We start from the raw sequence: 17934 nt of genomic DNA, 5'->3' as shown, positions 1-17934 counted from the left end.
ATATAATCATAATTTTCTAAATTATGAATGAAATATTTTAGAGAATCGTATAAAATGGGAGGCATGAATAATGCATCAAAAAGGCTGGATTTTAATTGACGTTATTATTGGTATTGTCATTTTAAGTATTGCTTTAGTAGCTATTATTGGCGCATATAATACGATTCCTTATCGGGTAAATTATGCTGAGAATTATCAATCGGCACTCTCTATTGCACGTGAACAAGTAGGATATGTTCGTTTAACAAAAGGAATTTTAAGTAAAGTGGAAAAACAAGTGCCATCAGCAGAAGGAAAACAATATAAGGTATTAATAGAACCTACGACAATTACCGGGAATCTACAAAGAATCGATATTACGGTAAAGTGGAATGATATGAATAAAGTCGGGCAAGTGCAGCTGACGAGTTATCATGATGGGGAAGAAGGATGATAAAGCGAATGAAAGATATGTCGGAAAGAGGTTTTACACTAATTGAATTATGCATTGGTATTGCATTATTTGCTATCATTTTTGCAGGAATGTCACAAATTTTTTCATCTGCTTATCAAGTTTATGAAAGCTCAATTGAACGGGATACGGCTTTACAAAGTGGTCGAGCAGTATTAGCAATTGCAAAAAACGAGATAGAAGCAGCTGAAATTATTAGCAGCCCAATTGCAGAGGAAAAAGAACCCGTGGCAGTTTCTCGATTGCAATACCAAAAGGGTGGTCAGCTTTATGCGTTATATCAAAATGAGAATAATCAAGATGAATTGCGTCTTGAATCGAATATAGATAATAAAAGTTTTCATATTGAAGGTCTGAAGTCAATAACTTTTTATAGGAGAAATCATCAGCAAATAGAATTTACGGTACATGTTGTATATAAAAATCAAAGTAAAATAATGAAAGAAGTTATAACGATGCTTAATTAACTGCATTTGTATGGATAGTAAATGGAAGTTTGCCAATCAGAAATTTTTGCTAGGCTGGTGATGAAGTGTTTGCATTAAAAGAAAATCAAAATGGGAGTACTGTAATTTTCGGTTTATTGGTATTAATGGCATTGAGTATTCTTTTAGGTGGTATATTTGGTTTCTCTAATATGGAAGTGAAGGCTGGAGTCGTGGCGCGGGATGCTAGCGAAGCAAAATATGCGGCAGAAGCAGGCATTACGTTTTTAGCATTAGAAGATAAAAAAGCCAAAATGGCAAACTGGTCTTGGCTTCAGACTTTACAGGATTTTCGTAATGGTGGTGTGGCAAACGAGAGTTGTCAAGAAACTTATACAGTGGAAATTGAAAAATTAGTTGGAGAGAATCAATATGAACCGTTTATCCCTGCTAATAATGAACAACTTCCAGCGGGCAATTATAAAATTAAGTCAATCGGAAGAGTGAATTCGGCAAAAAAGGTGCTCGTTGCTGACCTTAAGGTAGAGGATTCTGGAATACCTTTTGATGAATTCGATAAGTATGTGATTTATTCGGAAAATGGAGCGGTAACTAACAGAGAAAGTAAAATTAAGGGTGAAATTTATAATTATGAAAAAGAGAAAAAAAACTGGCCATTTGGTACATATAATCAGTTTAAAGAAAAATATTTTAATTCATTATCTACAAAGGTGATAACAAAAGAGGAAATAAAAAAACAATATATATATGAAAATGGCATCTATGTAAATAAGGAAAATGGAAGAGTGATGGATCATACGCAATCTACTTTTGTAATTAACAATACGATTGCCAATCAGATACTTATGATAGAGGGAAATTTATTTATCGGTGAAGCTGCGAATATTCGCAATTGTAGGATTATTGTAGACGGAAGAGTAGACTTATCGCCAGATACTAGTGGAAAGGCTGTCGTAGCAAAAGATTGTCTTATTGTTTCAGGTGAAGCGTTAAGCATGACGGGGGCAAAGGGACAAAATGATATTCATGGAAGGTGGATATCATTTTCTGAATATAAAACGCCAAAATATCCTGAAGGTATTTCTAATTCAGTATTGACAGGCATTATATATATAAGAGCGGAGCTTTTTGTCGTTAATTCAACGATTAATTATGAAAAACCATCTGATTTCTCTGATGAAAATGGAACGGGACGGAGCTTTGTACTTAGCAATAAACGGTTTGAATAAGTAAGGAGGATGCCAAAACTGGCATCCTCCCGTCATTCGTAATAATTAAGATTGTTGGTTTGAATCATAAGAAGAGGTTAAAGAACCTTGATTTGGGGTAGAGCTTTTTTGACTGCTTTGTGAATTCTTCTTATAATCTTTATTGCTATCTTCTAAGGCAGTCATTGTACCGTATTCACTCATGCTTTCTGAAGTAATAGAGCTTGTAGCTGAATTACTGCCAGTTGAGCTAGTATAATCGTTGTTTGCATCCGCTGAAGCAGTCATTGTACCATATTTCTTTTTGCTGTCTGCAGTTTTATTTTTGTTTGTTTTCATAGAAAAAGCCTCCTTTTTTATCTTGAATTTTGGGAACGACATTATTATTTGTTTTTTCAATGAAAGAATACGTGACATTATTTGTTGTGTATGTTTTTTAAAATAGAGATTTTTGTTGCAAAAAATCTTTACTAAAAATACGGACTTTACAAAAAATCCTTGACAAAGTTTAAAAATACTGCAATAATGTATACAAATTTGATTTAAATTTACAAGTTTACATATTGATTTTTAATTTAACTTGATGTAAAATGAATAAGCAAAAGCGATGAAGAGGTAAAGGGTTTTACAAGAACATTTCAGAGAGCCGATGGTTGCTGTGAATCGGTATGGAAGTATAATCTGACTTCGCCTGTGAGCTTTTCTGCTGAAACTTCTTGAGTTAGGCGGAAACGTTAACCCAACGTTAGAGGGGAGCCTGGTTACGGGCGATATAAGTATAATGTAGGGTGGTACCGCGGATTTTATCCGCCCCTATTGATGGAGTAGATTCTGTCAGTAGGGGCGGTTTTTATTTGATTATTTTAGGAGGGGAAAGCGGTGAGTAAGCGACATATTGTATCCGTCTTGGTACAAAATCAGCCCGGCGTATTAGTTCGTGTGGCTAGTATGTTTTCTCGCAGAGAATTTAATATTGACAGTTTATCTGTTGGTGTAACTCAATCACCAGAGTATTCTCGGATGACAGTCGTTATTCATGGTGATAAAGCTGTAATATCACAAATGGTAAAGCAGCTAGAAAAACTTTTGGAAGTCGTTGCTGTGCAGCTTTTAGAAGCTGATTCAGCTGTATATAGAGGAATGACACTGCTTAAAGTCAAAGCGGAGGAAAGCAATCGCTTAGACATTTTAAAAATTGCTGAAATTTTTAGGGCAAAAGTAGTAGATGTGCAGAAGGCAACACTTATTTTTGAGATTACTGGCGATGATGAGAAAATAGATGCTTTTACAAGGCTGTTATCACCGTATGGTATTCTTGAGACAATTCGTACAGGTCTCATTGGACTTGAACGGGGTGATCATACGATTTATCAACAACGAGAAGAAAGAGATTATTATGGTGAGGATGTATTATAATTTATTTTCAAGTAATAATTAATCTCTATTTTATTTAATTTTAGGAGGAGTTAAAATGGCGAAAATTTATTATCAACAAGATTGTGACTTATCTTTATTGAAAGGGAAAACAATCGCTGTAATTGGTTATGGTAGCCAAGGTCATGCGCATGCATTAAATGCAAAGGAATCCGGTTGTAATGTTATTATCGGTTTATATGAAGGAAGCAAATCTTGGGCAAAAGCCGAAGCGCAAGGTTTTAAAGTATATACAGCAGCCGAGGCTGCAAAACTTGCTGATGTCATTATGATTCTTATCAATGATGAAAAACAAGCAAAAATGTATAAAGAGTCTATTGAGCCAAACTTAAAACCCGGAAATATGTTAATGTTTGCACATGGTTTTGCAATTCATTTTGGTCAAATTGTAGCGCCAAAAGATGTAGATGTAACGATGATTGCTCCTAAAGGCCCTGGACACACGGTAAGAAGCGAATACCAAGCTGGTAAAGGTGTTCCAAGCTTAGTTGCTGTACATCAAGATGCAACAGGGAATGCTCTTCAAATGGCACTTGCTTATGCCGCAGCAATTGGTGGTGCTAGAGCTGGTGTTCTTGAAACTGATTTTAGAACTGAAACAGAAACTGACCTTTTCGGTGAGCAAGCTGTACTTTGTGGTGGTGTCTGTGCGCTTATGCAAGCTGGTTTTGAAACATTAGTTGAAGCTGGTTATGATCCTAGAAATGCATACTTTGAATGTATCCATGAAATGAAATTAATCGTTGATCTTATTTATCAAAGTGGTTTTGAAGGTATGAGATATTCCATTTCTAATACAGCCGAATATGGTGACTATATTACTGGACCAAAAATCGTTACTGAAGATACGAAAAAAGCAATGAAAAAAGTTCTATCCGATATCCAAGATGGTACTTTTGCGAAAAATTGGTTAGTTGAAAACGAAGTAGGTTGTCCACAATTTAATGCAATGCGCAAAAATGCAGTGCTTCATCCATCGGAAGAAATTGGTAAGGATTTGCGTAAATTGTACAGCTGGAATGGCGAGGATAAATTAATTAATAACTAATTGAATAGAAAGCTAGATAAAGGCGAGTCCATAAATTAAGACTCTGCGTGAAAGAGAGGGGATGTTGCTGAGCAGCATCCCCTTTTATAATAGGATTTCTAAGGATGAAGGAGGCGGAGAAGATGGGAAAAATCAAAATATTTGATACAACTTTGCGCGATGGGGCACAAACATCAGGCGTCTGTTTTGAAACTCATGAGAAAGTTGAAATCGCTGAAGCTTTGGCAAAGATGAAAGTTGATATCATCGAAGCGGGTTTTCCTGTTGCTTCCAAGAGTGATTACCATGCAGTAGAAAAGATTAGTCAAACAATTTCCACTTCAATTGTTTCGGCATTGGTACGGGCAAATCAAAAAGATATTGATATTGCAAAGCAGGCGCTAGGAAAAAATGAGAACGTGAGAATTCATACTTTTTTAGCGACGAGTGATATTCAATTAGCGCATAAATTGAAAATGTCGCGAGCGCAAGTTATGGCACATGCGCAAGAAGCTGTACGTTATGCGAAACAATTTATTGATGATGTAGAATTTACGGCTGAGGATGCTTCACGTTCTGATTGGGATTTTCTTTGTCAGGTTTTTAATGGTGTAATTGCAGCTGGTGCGACGACAATTAATATTGCTGATACTGTAGGATATGCTACACCAGATGAATTTGGACATTTAGTGAAGTATGTGAAAGAGCATGTTCATGATATAGATAAAGTAACAATTGGTGTACATTGTCATAATGATTTAGGAATGGCAACAGCGAATTCTTTGGCTGGGGTTATCTATGGAGCAACGCAGGTGGAGTGTACGATAAATGGGTTGGGCGAGAGAGCTGGCAATGCCAGCTTGGAAGAAATCGTTATGGCGTTGGCAACTCGTTATGAATATTACAAGAAATCGACGAATATTGATACTCGGCAAATTTATCGTGCATCTAGATTGGTAAGTACATTAAGTGGAATTATGGTGTCGCCGAATAAAGCAATTGTTGGAGATAATGCGTTTATTCATGTGGCGGGAGGTCATCAACATAGTGTATCAAATCATGCGCCGACCTTTGAAATTATGCGGCCTGAATCAATCGGAATCAGCCGCAATACGATGGTTCTTAATAAATTATCGGGAAGACAGATGTTTGAAGAACGAGTAGCGCACCTTGGCTATGAATTAAGTGCAGATGTGGTTAACCAGTTATATGTACAATTTAGAGAATTGGCAAAGCGGAAAAAACTTGTTTACGATCGTGATATTGAAGCGTTAATTAATTCAAAAAAACAACAAATTCAGGAACATTATCGTTTGCTTTCTCACAGTATTTTAAGTGGGAGTGCTACGATTGCAACAGGTTCAGTTCGGTTAGAAAAGATGAATGGTGATGTCTTGGAGGAAGCGAGTTGTGGTGACGGGCCAGTAGATGCATTATTTAAGGCGATAAAAAAAGCAATTGGCAGAGAGTTTTCTTTAAAGGATTATCAACTAAAGGCTGTTACGTCTGGGCAGGATGCATTGGGGGAAGCGACTGTTTGGCTTGAAGAGGCCGGCATTGTTTATAGTGGGCGCGGACTTAGTACTGATGTACTGGAAGCAACCGCAAAAGCATACGTAAATGCAATCAATAAACAAGTTGGGTCGAATGGGAGTTTTAAACTGCCGCTATTAAATGAAGCAGAACAAATGAATTAGGGGCTAGCTATTGAATAAATAAAGTGAAGTTATTATGTGGTAACTTGGAGGAGGATTTTTGCATGGGAATGAATATGACAGAAAAGATTTTTGCCAAACATGCTGGGCTAGATAAAGTGGTACCAGGACAATTGATTAAATGTAAATTGGATTTGGTGTTAGGGAATGATATTACAACACCACCAGCAATTAAAGAGTTTAACAAGATTGGTAAGCCCGTATTTGATAAAACGAAAATTGCATTGGTGCCTGATCATTTTACACCGAATAAAGATATAAAATCTGCTGAAATGGCAAAAATCGTACGTGATTTTGCGCGTCAGCATGAAATTGTTCATTATTTTGAAGTGGGGCAAATGGGAATTGAACATGTAATTTTACCGGAAAAAGGCTTAGTTGCACCGGGAGATTTAATTATTGGTGCAGATTCACATACTTGCACCTATGGCGCAGTTGGTGCATTTGCTACCGGTGTTGGTTCAACTGATATGGGTGCGGCAATGGCGACAGGTGAAACTTGGTTTAAGGTTCCATCGGCAATCAAAGTTGAATTAACAGGAAAATTAGCACAAGGCGTTACAGGGAAAGATGTCATTTTAACTTTGATTGGCAGGATTGGTGTGGATGGTGCACGCTATCAATCGTTAGAGTTTGCAGGCGCAGGGGTGGCCAGTCTTACGATGACGGATCGTTTAACAATAGCAAATATGGCAATTGAAGCAGGGGCGAAGAATGGAATTTTCCCTGTAGATCAAGTAACGATGGATTATATTACAGGCAGAGTAAAAAAATCTTATGCTTGTGTATGCGCTGATGAAGATGCTGAATATGAACGCACGGTAACGATTCATTTAGATGATTTAAAACCTGTAGTTGCTCTACCTCATTTACCTGAGAATGTAAAAGTGGTTACGGAATTAGAAGACATTAAAATTAATCAGGTTGTTATTGGCTCTTGTACGAATGGTCGTTTAGAAGATATGGAACAAGCAGCTAGTGTATTGAAAGGGCATAAAGTGCATAAAGATGTACGGGCAATTATTATTCCTGGTAGTCAGCAGGTGTATCTTGATGCAATGAAAAAAGGCTATATTGAGACGTTTATTGAAGCTGGTGCGATTGTCAGCACACCAACTTGCGGTCCTTGTCTTGGTGGATATATGGGGATTTTAGCGGCAGGCGAACGTTGTGTATCTACGACAAATCGTAATTTCCGTGGACGTATGGGGCATGTAGATAGTGAAGTGTATTTGGCAGGGCCTTATGTTGCGGCAGCAAGTGCTATTTTAGGTAAAATTGCAGTTCCAGAGGAGGTAAAGTAAGATGATATTAGAAGGAAAAGTGTGGCGTTATGGTGATAATGTAGATACGGATGTAATTATTCCTGCACGTTATTTAAATACAGCAGATCCAAAAGAATTAGCAATGCATTGCATGGAAGATATTGATTCGACATTTGCCCAGAGAGTACAAAAAGGCGATATTATTATTGCAGATAAAAACTTTGGTTGTGGTTCATCACGTGAGCATGCTCCGGTAGCGATTAAAGCGTCTGGTGTGCCTGTGGTCATTGCTGATAGCTTTGCCAGAATTTTTTATCGCAATGGAATTAATATCGGTTTGCCGTTATTAGAAATTGGCGAAGCTGTAAAGAATTTTAATGCAGGTGATAAAATTCGTATTGATTTAAATGCGGGTACCATTGAAAATTTAAATACAGGGATTGTTTGTAATTCTCAGCCACTACCAGGCTTTATTCAAGATATTGCAAAAGCTGGCGGTTTAGTAAATTACGTAAAGGAGAATTACTAATATGGCAAAGATTGTTGTTATACCAGGAGACGGAATTGGGGAAGAAATCACGACTGCAGCAGTTTTGGTCTTGAAAAAAGTTGCTGAAAAGTGTAATCTTAAATTAACATTTGAAACGCATCATGCAGGCGGAACTGCATATGATTTATATGGTACTCCATTGCCGCAAAGTACAATTGATGCTGCTAAGGCATCTGATGGGGTATTATTTGGTGCAGTGGGCGGAGATAAATGGGATAATGTTGATCCTTCATTACGACCAGAAAAGGCAATCTTAGGATTGCGTAAAGAACTTGGCTTATATGCAAATTTACGCCCGGTAAAAGTGCCAGATTCACTTTGTGAATATTCACCGCTAAAGGAAGAAATCGTAAGTGGTACGGACATTGTAATTGTTCGCGAGTTAATTGGTGGAATTTATTTTGGTGAGAAATGTGAATCTGAAATTGTTAATGGGGTAGAACGTGCATGGGATTTAGAAAACTATAGTGTATCTGAAGTTGATCGTATTGTACGTCTCGCTTGCGAGACCGCACAAAAACGCCAGGGAAAAGTTGTATCGGTAGACAAAGCGAATGTATTAGCTTCTTCTAGATTATGGCGTAGAACCGCGGCGAAAGTTGCTGAAGAATATAAAGATATCGAACTATCAAATATGTATGTGGATAACTGTGCAATGCAATTGGCATTAAAACCGAAAAATTTTGACGTTATCGTTACTGGAAATTTATTTGGTGATATTTTAAGTGATGAAGCCGCAGTACTCGGCGGTTCAATTGGCATGATGCCATCGGCGAGCATCGGCGAATGCACGAGCCTTTACGAACCAATTCATGGTTCGGCACCGGATATTACTGGGCTTGGTATTGCAAATCCAATTGGTACGATTTTATCAGCGGCAATGCTGCTCCGTTATTCTTTAAATGAAGAAAATGCCGCAGTTTGCGTTGAAGAAGCTGTAGAAAAAGTATTAAAAGATGGTTACCGGACAGCTGATTTATATAGAGATGGTTTTAAAAAGGTAACAACAGAAGAGATGGCGGCGCGAATTGCCGAACGTATTTAATAAATTTAAGGGGGAATCATCATGCTGGTTACAGGAGCTGAGGCGATAGTACAATGTTTATTAGAACAAGGTGTGGATACCGTCTTTGGTTATCCAGGCGGCATGGTATTACCTCTTTATGATGCATTATATGATGAAAATAAAATTCATCATGTATTAACTGCGCATGAGCAAGGTGCTGCGCATGCGGCAGATGGGTATGCCAGAGCGAGTGGGAAAGTTGGTGTCTGCATTGCAACTTCTGGGCCTGGAGCGACAAATCTTGTTACGGGTTTAGCGACTGCATTTATGGATTCGATTCCAGTTGTTGCGATTACGGGGCAAGTGCCAACTTCACTATTAGGGCGTGATGCTTTTCAAGAGGTCGATATTATTGGTGTGACTATGCCTGTAACGAAGCACAATTTTCAAGTCAAAGATATAAATAAGTTAATGCAGATGATAAGATTAGCTTTTAAAGTAGCAAGTTCAGGCAGACCAGGTCCTGTTCTCGTTGATATTCCACGTGATATTTTTTATCAAGAAGTAAATTTCGATCCTATTCCAACGACAATTATGCCAGAATGGAAACGAAAAGACGATATAGAAGATTTGATGATGCAGGTAACTGAAGTCTTAAATCAGGCAAAAAAACCATTGATTGTTGCCGGCGGTGGTGTAATTTCAGCAGGAGCAAGTGAAGAATTATTGGCTTTTGCCGAAAGACACCATTTTCCAGTAGTAACAACATTAATGGGACTAGGCGCATTTCCAAGCAATCATGAGCAATTTCTTGGAATGACAGGGCTGCATGGCTTGGAAACTGCAAACAATGCTGTGTATGAAGCGGATGTTATTATAGCGGTAGGCAGCCGGTTTAGTGATCGTCTTACTGGAAATCGTGAAAAATATATTAAAGGAACGAATGTTATACATATTGATATTGATCCGGCAGAAATAGACAAAAATGTAATGAGCAGTATTGGCTTAGCTGGAGATATGAAGGCTATACTTATGATGCTTACGGATATGGATATAATTGAAAATCATAATGAGTGGTGGAAGATGATTTTTCAATGGAGAGAAAAATATCAATTTGTATATGATGATACCTATTTAAATGTACCTTGGGTAATGAGAACTCTTGCAGAGCAAACGGAAAATTTGGATACTGTTTTTGTTACAGATGTGGGACAGCATCAAATGTGGGCTGCGCAACATCTTAGGTTAAATCAACCTCGCAGTTGGATTTCTTCGGGTGGACTAGGAACAATGGGGTTTGGGTTGCCAGCAGCAATGGGGGCCCAGCTGGCAAAAAAGGAGAAACGGATTATTCATATTGCTGGTGATGGCGGGATAAAAATGACAGGGAGTGAATACTATACCATTGCAGCACAGAATCTACCGATTATTTCAATCATCATAAATAACAGTAGCTTAGGAATGATACGGCAGTTACAACATGTTTTCTACCAAGATCGTTATGCTTCATGCTTGCTAGAAAAAGAAATGGATTTTGCTGCCTATGCAAGAAGCTTTGGTATAGAAAGTGTAGCTGTAAATACAAATCAGGAATTTTGTTTAGCATTTAAACATGCATTACAAAATAATACGCCGCAGGTTATTGTTGTCAATGTGATAAAAGAATATGTAAGTCCAATGGCAAAAGCTGGAGCGGCGATTAATCAATTTGTGGATTTGTAATATAATATATATTTGTAAATACTGTAGAACCTTTTGGTTCTATAGTATTTTTTATGATATTTATACGTTATAATATATTAAGAAGGCTTTGAGAGGAGGCGTGAGAATGAATGAATTTTTAGATATTGAACAAGAAGTTGAGAGTTTATGCCGCTGGGGTGCTGCTAGAGCCGGTGCAATTGTTGTTTTACCGCTAGTAGGGAGTTTAAGTCTCATGGCAAATGAATTTTATATGATAAAAAAAATTGCTGATTTATATGGATACAAGCTAGATAAAAGTGCAGCAGGGGCGTTTTTTGGTGCTTTAGGAGGCGTATTTGCAGGTCAGACTTTAACTACGGTTTTCCCTTTTCCTCCATTGCAAATACCAATAGGAATTTGCACTACTTATGCAATTGGGAAAGTGGCACATGAGTGGATTAAAGATGGTATGCCTTCTTTTTCAAATAAATATAATGCTATCTTTAAAAAAGCCAAAAAAGAGGCTGAAAGTTTAGTGCCAATGTTAACCAAAAGTCCTTTGAAAGACAAGCCATTGGGCGATGAAAAAGCTAATCTGAACTTCGATTATGGGAAATAATGAAAATTGTATAGTGTATACAAAAGTTAGAATAAATTTAATAATAAATAAAAAAAGTGTTAAAATATTCTTAGTGTAAAAGAAGTTTGTACTTTATTTTTAAAAATAAAGTAGGCATATTGACAAGGGTAATAAAAAAGTAGTATTATACAAAACAATATAAAAATAAGGAAAATAACTTTAAAGAAAAGAAGGTATAGATATATGGCATATTATTTTTCAGAAGCATCTCATACTTTTGGTGAATACTTATTAGTACCTGGATATTCTTCTACAGAATGTATTCCAGCAAATGTGAGTTTAAAAACTCCTCTTGTAAAATTTAAAAAGGGTGAAGAACCTTCGATTTCGATGAATATTCCATTAACTTCTGCGATTATGCAGGCCGTTTCTGATGATAAAATGGCTGTTGCTTTAGCTAAAGAAGGTGGTGTTTCATTTATTTATGGTTCTCAATCCATCGAAAATGAAGCAGCGATGGTTGCTAGAGTGAAAAATTACAAATCAGGTTTTGTAAGAAGCGATTCTAATATTCTTCCAAGTACAACTTTACGTGAAGTTGTCGACCTGAAAGAAAGAACAGGTCATTCTACGATGGCAGTTACTGAAGATGGTACGCCAGAAGGAAAATTACTTGGTATTGTAACAAGTCGTGACTATCGTGTAACAAGAATGTCTATGGATACAAAAGTTGCAGATTTCATGACGCCTTTTGAAAAATTAATTTGGGCAGACGCGGATACGACTTCCTTAAAAGATGCGAATAACTTAATATGGGAACATAAATTAAATATGCTGCCATTAATAGATGAAAATCAACGCTTAAAATACATGGTATTCCGTAAAGACTATACGGATAATAAAGAGAATACAAATGAATTAATTGATGCGCAAAAACGTTATGTTGTAGGCGCTGGTATTAATACACGTGATTATGCGGAACGCGTTCCTGCGTTAATTGCTGCTGGTGCAGATGTACTTTGTATTGATTCTTCAGAAGGTTTCTCTGAATGGCAAAAAATCACACTTGAATATATTCATAAAAACTTTGGCAATGAAGTTAAAGTTGGTGCAGGCAACGTTGTAGATCGTGAAGGCTTTCGTTTCTTAGCTGAAGCAGGTGCTGATTTCATTAAAGTCGGTATCGGTGGTGGTTCTATTTGTATCACTCGTGAACAAAAAGGGATTGGACGTGGACAAGCTACAGCGTTGATTGATGTAGTTGCTGCACGTGATGAATATTTTGCAGAAACAGGAATTTATATTCCGGTATGTTCTGATGGTGGTATTGTACACGATTATCATGTAACTTTAGCTTTAGCTATGGGTGCTGATTTCGTAATGCTCGGTAGATACTTCTCCCGCTTTGATGAAAGTCCAACAAATAAAGTTAAAATTAAAGGAAATTACTTAAAAGAGTATTGGGGCGAAGGCTCCAATAGAGCGCGTAACTGGCAACGTTATGACATGGGCGGAGATAAAAAATTATCCTTCGAAGAAGGCGTTGACTCCTATGTTCCATATGCTGGTAGCTTAAAGGATAATGTAACAGTTACGTTAAATAAAGTTCGTTCAACGATGTGTAACTGTGGTGCATTAACAATTCCTGAGTTACAAAAAAATGCGAAATTAACATTGATTTCTGCAACAAGTATTGTTGAAGGAAGCTCTCACGACGTTATCGTAAAAGATAAATATTATCGTAACGAAGAATAAATAGAGGATAACCGCCCTTTGCAAAAATGCAAAGGGCGGTTGTTTTTTATATTGACAGTAAATAAATGGCTTGATAAAATGAATTCAAACAATCGTTTGTTTGGAGGTTGAAATGGAGAAAGATACGCGTACAAAATTAATTGAAATTGCTACGAAATTATTTGCTACAAAAGGATTTTTTGCTGTATCAGTAAGGGAAGTAACAAGTATAGCTCAGGTGAATGTATCAGCAATTTCTTATTATTTTCAGAGTAAAGAAGGGCTTTATCAGGAGGTACTTAAGAATCAATTAAAACCGGTTTTAGAAGCTTTGGACTTAGTTGAAAAACAAATCGGTTTATCTGCTATGGAAAGATTTCGTTTTTTTGCAAACCAGGTTGCAAAAGTTCATTTAAATTACCCTTACTTGACAAGATTTATGATGAATGAAGTAACAAGTCCGACAGAATATGGAGGAGCGATAGTTGAGAATCAAAGTTCGAAAGTTTATCGTTTTATTTATCAAACGATAAAAGCTGGTGTAGAAGATGGGGAGTTTAAAAGTGATTTAGATATTCCACATACGGCATTTTCTTTAGCTGGAATGATAATTTTTTATTTTGTTACAAAACCGATTCGTAGAAAAATTATGCCGAATAAAGAAAATTCAGTGGATGCTTATCTAACTAATGTACTAAAAAATTATCTTTATGGGATTGCAAGTGAGTAAATATGATTTAAAAAAGAGGTGAAGGAAATGCAGAAGAAAAAGAAGGTTTTTGTTTCCATATTTTTAATTGTATTATTCTGTATAGCAGGCTATAAACTATATAAACAGCAGGAAGATGCACTTGTTTATACAGGAACGGTAGAAGTGACAAAAGTAGATATTACAACGAAGACGAATGGGTACATAGATTCTCTTCAAGTAAAAGAAGGTGATACAATAGCAAAAGGGGCGTTAGCAGCTAGAATTGATCAAGCGGATAGCAGGGCGCAGTTAGATCGTGATACACTGGCATTAGAAAAAGCAAAAGTTCAGCTAATGGATTTAGAAAAAGGTGCAAGAGTTGAAGAAATCAATGCGGCAACGGCAAGTACAGCGGCGATGGAGTCAGTTTATCAAAAAGCGTTAGCTGATTATCAACGTTATCAAGAATTGTATAACGGTGGTGTTGTAGCAAAGCAAAGCTTAGATAATGCAAAATCAGCTTATGAAGTTGCTTATCAAAATTTACAGGCTGCAAAAGAAAATGAAAAACTGGTTTTAGCGGGGAACCGCAGTGATGTTATTCTAGCGCAAAAAATTGAGGTTGAGCGATTAACGGCTGTGTTAAAGGCATCGAAGCTTAATTACCAAGATCATGATGTTTATAGTCCGATAAATGGTGTTGTATTGACGAAAAACTTTGAGGCTGGTGAATACGTCGGGGTTGGAAGTTCCCTTTTTACTTTAGGAGACTTATCGGATTGTTGGGTGAAAATCTATATTCCTTCAACTGAGATTGGTAAGGTGAAATTAAAAGAAGAGGTAAAAGTTTTTGTAGATGCTTATCCGGAACGGATCTTTGTAGGCAGGGTAAAAGAGATTAGTGAAAAAGCTGAGTTTACACCACGGCAAAGCATTACGAAAAATGAACGCACGAATATGGTATTTGCAGTAAAAATTGCGGTGGAAAATACAGAAGGCATATTAAAGCCAGGAATGCCTGCGGATGTGAGATTTAATGATTGAGTTAATGCATGTAACTAAAAATTTTTCGGAGGTAATTGGCGTCCAAGATTTGAATTTACGAATTGAGCAAGGAGAAATTTTTGGTCTCGTGGGACCAGATGGTGCAGGGAAAACGACAACAATCCGTTTAATGTTAGGTCTTTTGAAGAATTTCACAGGAAAAATCACGGTTTTAGGAACAGAGAATATCGAGAGAATCAAAGGGCGTTTTGGTTATGTTCCACAAAAATTTAGTTTATATCAGGATTTAAGTGTGTTAGAAAACATTGAGTTAATTGGTGCATTATACGGTGTAAAAAACAGTGAAATTCAAGAAAAAACAGAAAAAATTTTAACATTTACTGGTTTGTGGGAGTTTAGACATCGTTTGAGTGGGAATTTATCAGGTGGAATGAAACAAAAATTGGCGTTGGCGGCAGGATTGATGCATAAGCCTGAGGTGTTTTTCCTTGATGAGCCGACGACAGGTGTTGATCCTGTAGCGAGAAGAGAGTTTTGGCAGTTACTCTACGAGTTGAATAAAACGGGGATGACGATTGTTGTTGCCACTCCTTATATGGATGAGGCTGAATTGTGTCATCGAGTTGCATTGATGAAAGATGGTAGTTTGGTTTCGTGTGCAACACCAAACCAATTGATAGAGAATTATCCCTATAAAATATTATCCTTGGAAACGCCGATGAAAGATGAACGTGTGCTTGGTGATTTGTTAAAATTAATTGTTTTGGATATTAATTCTTTTGGTGAAAAATATCATCTGATAGTGAAGGATGATAAAGTAGTGAAAAAGGCGATACAAGACACGTTAGTAAATCACAAAATTGCAATAAATCGTTTAGAAGAAACAACCCCGTGTTTAGAAGATGTCTTTGTTGCTATTGCGCATATGGGTGGTGATAAATAATGGAGTTGGCAATTGAAACGAAGGATTTATTATGTAAATTTGGTGATTTTATTGCAGTGAATAAACTTAATTTTCAAGTGAAACGTGGGCGGATTTGTGGGTTTTTAGGACCAAATGGCTCGGGAAAATCTACGACAATACGAATGTTATGTGGGATTTTATCACCAACTGCCGGTAGTGGAAAAGTATTGGGCTTTGATATTGCGAAGGAAAGTGAGCAAATCAAACAAAAAATTGGTTATATGTCGCAGAAATTTAGTTTGTATCCTGATTTGACGGTAATAGAAAATTTGGATTTTTATGCAGGAATGTATGGTTTAGCAGGGAGAGAAAAAGAAAATCGAATTCGTGAGGTAATGCAAACGGTAAATTTGGGAAATATGATGTCGACACTTGTAGCCAATCTATCTGGAGGGATTAAACAACGTTTGGCATTGGGGTGTGCGATTTTACATCAACCAAAATTACTTTTTCTTGATGAACCAACCGGTGGGGTAGATCCAAAAGCGCGACGGATGTTTTGGCAAATTATTTATGACTTGGCGGAGCAGGGAACAACGGTTTTGGTTAGTACGCATTTTATGGATGAAGTAGAACACTGCCATGTTGTTGGGTTTATGTATCAAGGAGAATTAATTGCTTTTGGCAGTGTAGGAGAGCTTAAAAAAAGTATTGATGGGACGTTGATTTTACTGGAAAGTAATGATTCATTAGGCTTATTGCAAGAGATAAAAGAGACCGGGTTACCATTTAAAGATGCATATATTCATGGAAAAACTCTTCGTGTCCTTTTGGAAAAAGATAATGAAAGCTATTTTTCAGCATATACATATAAAAAAATTGTACCGACGATGGAAGATGTATTTGTTTATTATGTCAAGTTAAAGCGAGGTGAGATTAATGATTAGACTTAAAGCATTGTTGAAAAAGGAATTTATTCAAATGCGGCGTGACAATTTAACTTTAGCGATGATGCTGGTCTTACCGATTGTTCAATTGCTGATTTTTGGTTTTGCAATTAATACGGATGTTAAGCACTTAAAAACGGTTGTTTTTGATCAGTCGCTTAGTACAGAAAGCAGAGAGTTATTGGCGAGTTTTACCTCCAGTGAATATTTTTCTGTAGAATATGTAGTAGATGATTTTTCAAAGGTAAATCGCCTCATTGAAGATGGATCAGCGAAAGTTGGGATTATTATTCCGCCCGATTTAGCAGAGAATATTAAACATGAAAAATCGACACCAATTCAAGTATTAGTAGATGCTTCGGATTCTATGTCAGCATCTTCGGCAATTGGTGCTGCACAATCTATTGGACAGTTAAAATCACAAGAAGTGTTGCTTAGCAAAAAAGGGAAAGACACACAGGCGAATTTATATGATATACGAATACGTAGTTGGTACAATCAGGATTTTGTGAGTGCATATTATATGGTTCCTGGAATCATGGGGGTAATTTTAACGATGACGATGGTGATGATTACTTCTATGGCAATTGTTCGAGAACGGGAAAATGGTACGTTGGAACAGTTGATTGTTACACCGCTTAAATCATACGAATTGATGTTAGGTAAAATTATTCCTTATAGCTTTGTTGGTTATGTACAAGCCACTATTGCCTTATTGATAGGGATTATCGTATTTGACTTACCGATTCGAGGTAGTATAGCTTTGCTATATGGATTGACATCTTTATTTATTATTGCTTCCTTAACTCTGGGAATTTTGATTTCGAGTTATGCAAGAACGCAGATGCAGGCAATGCAGATGTCGTTGTTTATTTTCTTACCAAGTATTTTATTATCTGGATTTATGTTTCCGCGCGATGCGATGCCAGAAATTTTTTATCATCTCGGAAGATTACTACCAATTACTTATTTTCTTGAAATTTTGCGAGGAATTATTTTGAAAGGGAATAGCATTCAGTTGCTTTGGGGCCAGATATTGGCGCTGGTTATTTTTATTACAGCAACATTAGGAATCAGTATTAAAAAGTTTAGCAAAACCTTAGATTAAATGAAAAAATTAGTTTTAAGTGAATTTCGATAATAAAATTTTAATTTATACTATTAGCAAATGAGTCTATAGAAGAAATCATTTGACGTCATCTATTTATCAAATTTGGCAGGAGTTTGAAATTTATTTAAGAATTAAAACAGAAATTATATTTCATGCTAAAGCAGTAGGAGGAAAAAA

General features: G+C 36.6%; 18 protein-coding genes and 1 other annotated feature. Of the genes, 17 read left to right on the top strand and 1 reads right to left on the bottom strand.

The window, feature by feature from the left end:
- Window positions 1–70: 70 nt before the first annotated feature.
- From P3F81_RS08450 to P3F81_RS08440, 3 genes are all read left to right on the top strand, one after another.
- A complete protein-coding gene (locus P3F81_RS08450; RefSeq protein ID WP_147669739.1) occupies window positions 71–433 on the top strand; it encodes a type IV pilus modification PilV family protein in 363 nt (120 codons plus the stop codon).
- Window positions 430–918, top strand: coding sequence for a PilW family protein (locus P3F81_RS08445; RefSeq protein WP_147669740.1), 489 nt, complete (start codon window positions 430–432; stop codon window positions 916–918). Before P3F81_RS08450 ends, P3F81_RS08445 begins: the two co-directional genes overlap by 4 nt.
- Before the next feature lie 65 nt (window positions 919–983).
- Window positions 984–2126: a pilus assembly PilX N-terminal domain-containing protein gene (locus P3F81_RS08440; protein ID WP_147669741.1), complete on the top strand. Its 1143-nt coding sequence runs from the start codon at window positions 984–986 to the stop codon at window positions 2124–2126.
- A gap of 45 nt (window positions 2127–2171) precedes the next feature.
- Here the strand turns inward: P3F81_RS08440 and P3F81_RS08435 are convergent, their stop codons facing one another.
- A complete protein-coding gene (locus P3F81_RS08435) occupies window positions 2172–2444 on the bottom strand; it encodes a hypothetical protein (protein WP_147669742.1) in 273 nt (90 codons plus the stop codon).
- 259 nt (window positions 2445–2703) lie between these two features.
- Window positions 2704–2923 (top strand) — a binding site (T-box leader).
- A gap of 61 nt (window positions 2924–2984) precedes the next feature.
- Between P3F81_RS08435 and ilvN the strand changes: the two genes are divergently transcribed.
- The 14 genes from ilvN to P3F81_RS08365 all read left to right on the top strand — a co-directional run bounded on the left by ilvN (window position 2985) and on the right by P3F81_RS08365 (window position 17754).
- Window positions 2985–3521 carry an acetolactate synthase small subunit gene (ilvN, locus tag P3F81_RS08430; RefSeq protein WP_147669743.1) on the top strand — a complete coding sequence of 179 codons (537 nt, stop codon included), beginning with the start codon at window positions 2985–2987 and terminating at the stop codon, window positions 3519–3521.
- Window positions 3522–3576: 55 nt separating this feature from the next.
- Complete coding sequence (ilvC, locus tag P3F81_RS08425; RefSeq protein ID WP_147669744.1) at window positions 3577–4587, top strand: ketol-acid reductoisomerase; 1011 nt, start codon at window positions 3577–3579, stop codon at window positions 4585–4587.
- Between the two features lie 122 nt (window positions 4588–4709).
- On the top strand, window positions 4710–6263 hold the full coding sequence (locus P3F81_RS08420) for a 2-isopropylmalate synthase (RefSeq protein WP_147669745.1): 1554 nt from the start codon (window positions 4710–4712) through the stop codon (window positions 6261–6263).
- Between the two features lie 62 nt (window positions 6264–6325).
- Complete coding sequence (leuC, locus tag P3F81_RS08415) at window positions 6326–7585, top strand: 3-isopropylmalate dehydratase large subunit (RefSeq protein ID WP_147669746.1); 1260 nt, start codon at window positions 6326–6328, stop codon at window positions 7583–7585.
- Between the two features lies 1 nt (window position 7586).
- Window positions 7587–8075, top strand: a complete 489-nt coding sequence (locus tag P3F81_RS08410) for a 3-isopropylmalate dehydratase small subunit (protein ID WP_147669747.1) — start codon at window positions 7587–7589, stop codon at window positions 8073–8075.
- 1 nt (window position 8076) lies between these two features.
- Window positions 8077–9141, top strand: a complete 1065-nt coding sequence (leuB, locus tag P3F81_RS08405; protein ID WP_147669748.1) for a 3-isopropylmalate dehydrogenase — start codon at window positions 8077–8079, stop codon at window positions 9139–9141.
- A gap of 21 nt (window positions 9142–9162) precedes the next feature.
- Window positions 9163–10824 (top strand): biosynthetic-type acetolactate synthase large subunit, encoded by a 1662-nt coding sequence (gene ilvB, locus P3F81_RS08400; RefSeq protein ID WP_147669749.1) that lies wholly within the window; start codon window positions 9163–9165, stop codon window positions 10822–10824.
- A 106-nt stretch (window positions 10825–10930) separates the two neighbouring features.
- Window positions 10931–11404, top strand: coding sequence for a hypothetical protein (locus P3F81_RS08395; RefSeq protein WP_147669750.1), 474 nt, complete (start codon window positions 10931–10933; stop codon window positions 11402–11404).
- A 204-nt stretch (window positions 11405–11608) separates the two neighbouring features.
- Window positions 11609–13120 carry an IMP dehydrogenase gene (locus tag P3F81_RS08390; protein WP_147669751.1) on the top strand — a complete coding sequence of 504 codons (1512 nt, stop codon included), beginning with the start codon at window positions 11609–11611 and terminating at the stop codon, window positions 13118–13120.
- A 112-nt stretch (window positions 13121–13232) separates the two neighbouring features.
- The gene (locus P3F81_RS08385; protein WP_147669752.1) at window positions 13233–13829 is read left to right on the top strand and encodes a TetR/AcrR family transcriptional regulator; all 597 of its coding nucleotides are present in this window, start codon (window positions 13233–13235) and stop codon (window positions 13827–13829) included.
- A gap of 27 nt (window positions 13830–13856) precedes the next feature.
- Window positions 13857–14834 carry an HlyD family secretion protein gene (locus P3F81_RS08380; protein WP_147669753.1) on the top strand — a complete coding sequence of 326 codons (978 nt, stop codon included), beginning with the start codon at window positions 13857–13859 and terminating at the stop codon, window positions 14832–14834.
- On the top strand, window positions 14827–15738 hold the full coding sequence (locus P3F81_RS08375; protein ID WP_147669754.1) for an ABC transporter ATP-binding protein: 912 nt from the start codon (window positions 14827–14829) through the stop codon (window positions 15736–15738). The genes P3F81_RS08380 and P3F81_RS08375 overlap by 8 nt, the downstream gene beginning before the upstream one ends.
- Window positions 15738–16646: an ABC transporter ATP-binding protein gene (locus P3F81_RS08370; protein ID WP_147669755.1), complete on the top strand. Its 909-nt coding sequence runs from the start codon at window positions 15738–15740 to the stop codon at window positions 16644–16646. The genes P3F81_RS08375 and P3F81_RS08370 overlap by 1 nt, the downstream gene beginning before the upstream one ends.
- A complete protein-coding gene (locus tag P3F81_RS08365) occupies window positions 16639–17754 on the top strand; it encodes an ABC transporter permease (protein ID WP_147669756.1) in 1116 nt (371 codons plus the stop codon). Before P3F81_RS08370 ends, P3F81_RS08365 begins: the two co-directional genes overlap by 8 nt.
- Window positions 17755–17934: the final 180 nt, after the last annotated feature.

The sequence above is a fragment of the Selenobaculum gibii genome (assembly GCF_030273445.1).
GTDB classification, from domain to species: domain Bacteria; phylum Bacillota; class Negativicutes; order ICN-92133; family ICN-92133; genus Selenobaculum; species Selenobaculum gibii.
The sequence above is the reverse complement of the archived record's forward strand: the minus strand, read 5'-3'. Positions and strand labels throughout refer to the sequence as shown.

What these genes read in the sequence shown, in the direction of transcription:
- P3F81_RS08450 (WP_147669739.1), top strand. Translation starts at nt 71, where the DNA reads ATGCATCAAAAAGGCTGGATTTTAATTGACGTTATTATTGGTATTGTC.
- P3F81_RS08445 (WP_147669740.1), top strand. Translation starts at nt 430, where the DNA reads ATGATAAAGCGAATGAAAGATATGTCGGAAAGAGGTTTTACACTAATT.
- P3F81_RS08435 (WP_147669742.1), bottom strand. Translation starts at nt 2,444, where the DNA reads ATGAAAACAAACAAAAATAAAACTGCAGACAGCAAAAAGAAATATGGT.
- ilvC (WP_147669744.1), top strand. Translation starts at nt 3,577, where the DNA reads ATGGCGAAAATTTATTATCAACAAGATTGTGACTTATCTTTATTGAAA.
- P3F81_RS08420 (WP_147669745.1), top strand. Translation starts at nt 4,710, where the DNA reads ATGGGAAAAATCAAAATATTTGATACAACTTTGCGCGATGGGGCACAA.
- leuC (WP_147669746.1), top strand. Translation starts at nt 6,326, where the DNA reads ATGGGAATGAATATGACAGAAAAGATTTTTGCCAAACATGCTGGGCTA.
- P3F81_RS08410 (WP_147669747.1), top strand. Translation starts at nt 7,587, where the DNA reads ATGATATTAGAAGGAAAAGTGTGGCGTTATGGTGATAATGTAGATACG.
- leuB (WP_147669748.1), top strand. Translation starts at nt 8,077, where the DNA reads ATGGCAAAGATTGTTGTTATACCAGGAGACGGAATTGGGGAAGAAATC.
- ilvB (WP_147669749.1), top strand. Translation starts at nt 9,163, where the DNA reads ATGCTGGTTACAGGAGCTGAGGCGATAGTACAATGTTTATTAGAACAA.
- P3F81_RS08395 (WP_147669750.1), top strand. Translation starts at nt 10,931, where the DNA reads ATGAATGAATTTTTAGATATTGAACAAGAAGTTGAGAGTTTATGCCGC.
- P3F81_RS08390 (WP_147669751.1), top strand. Translation starts at nt 11,609, where the DNA reads ATGGCATATTATTTTTCAGAAGCATCTCATACTTTTGGTGAATACTTA.
- P3F81_RS08385 (WP_147669752.1), top strand. Translation starts at nt 13,233, where the DNA reads ATGGAGAAAGATACGCGTACAAAATTAATTGAAATTGCTACGAAATTA.
- P3F81_RS08380 (WP_147669753.1), top strand. Translation starts at nt 13,857, where the DNA reads ATGCAGAAGAAAAAGAAGGTTTTTGTTTCCATATTTTTAATTGTATTA.
- P3F81_RS08375 (WP_147669754.1), top strand. Translation starts at nt 14,827, where the DNA reads ATGATTGAGTTAATGCATGTAACTAAAAATTTTTCGGAGGTAATTGGC.
- P3F81_RS08370 (WP_147669755.1), top strand. Translation starts at nt 15,738, where the DNA reads ATGGAGTTGGCAATTGAAACGAAGGATTTATTATGTAAATTTGGTGAT.
- P3F81_RS08365 (WP_147669756.1), top strand. Translation starts at nt 16,639, where the DNA reads ATGATTAGACTTAAAGCATTGTTGAAAAAGGAATTTATTCAAATGCGG.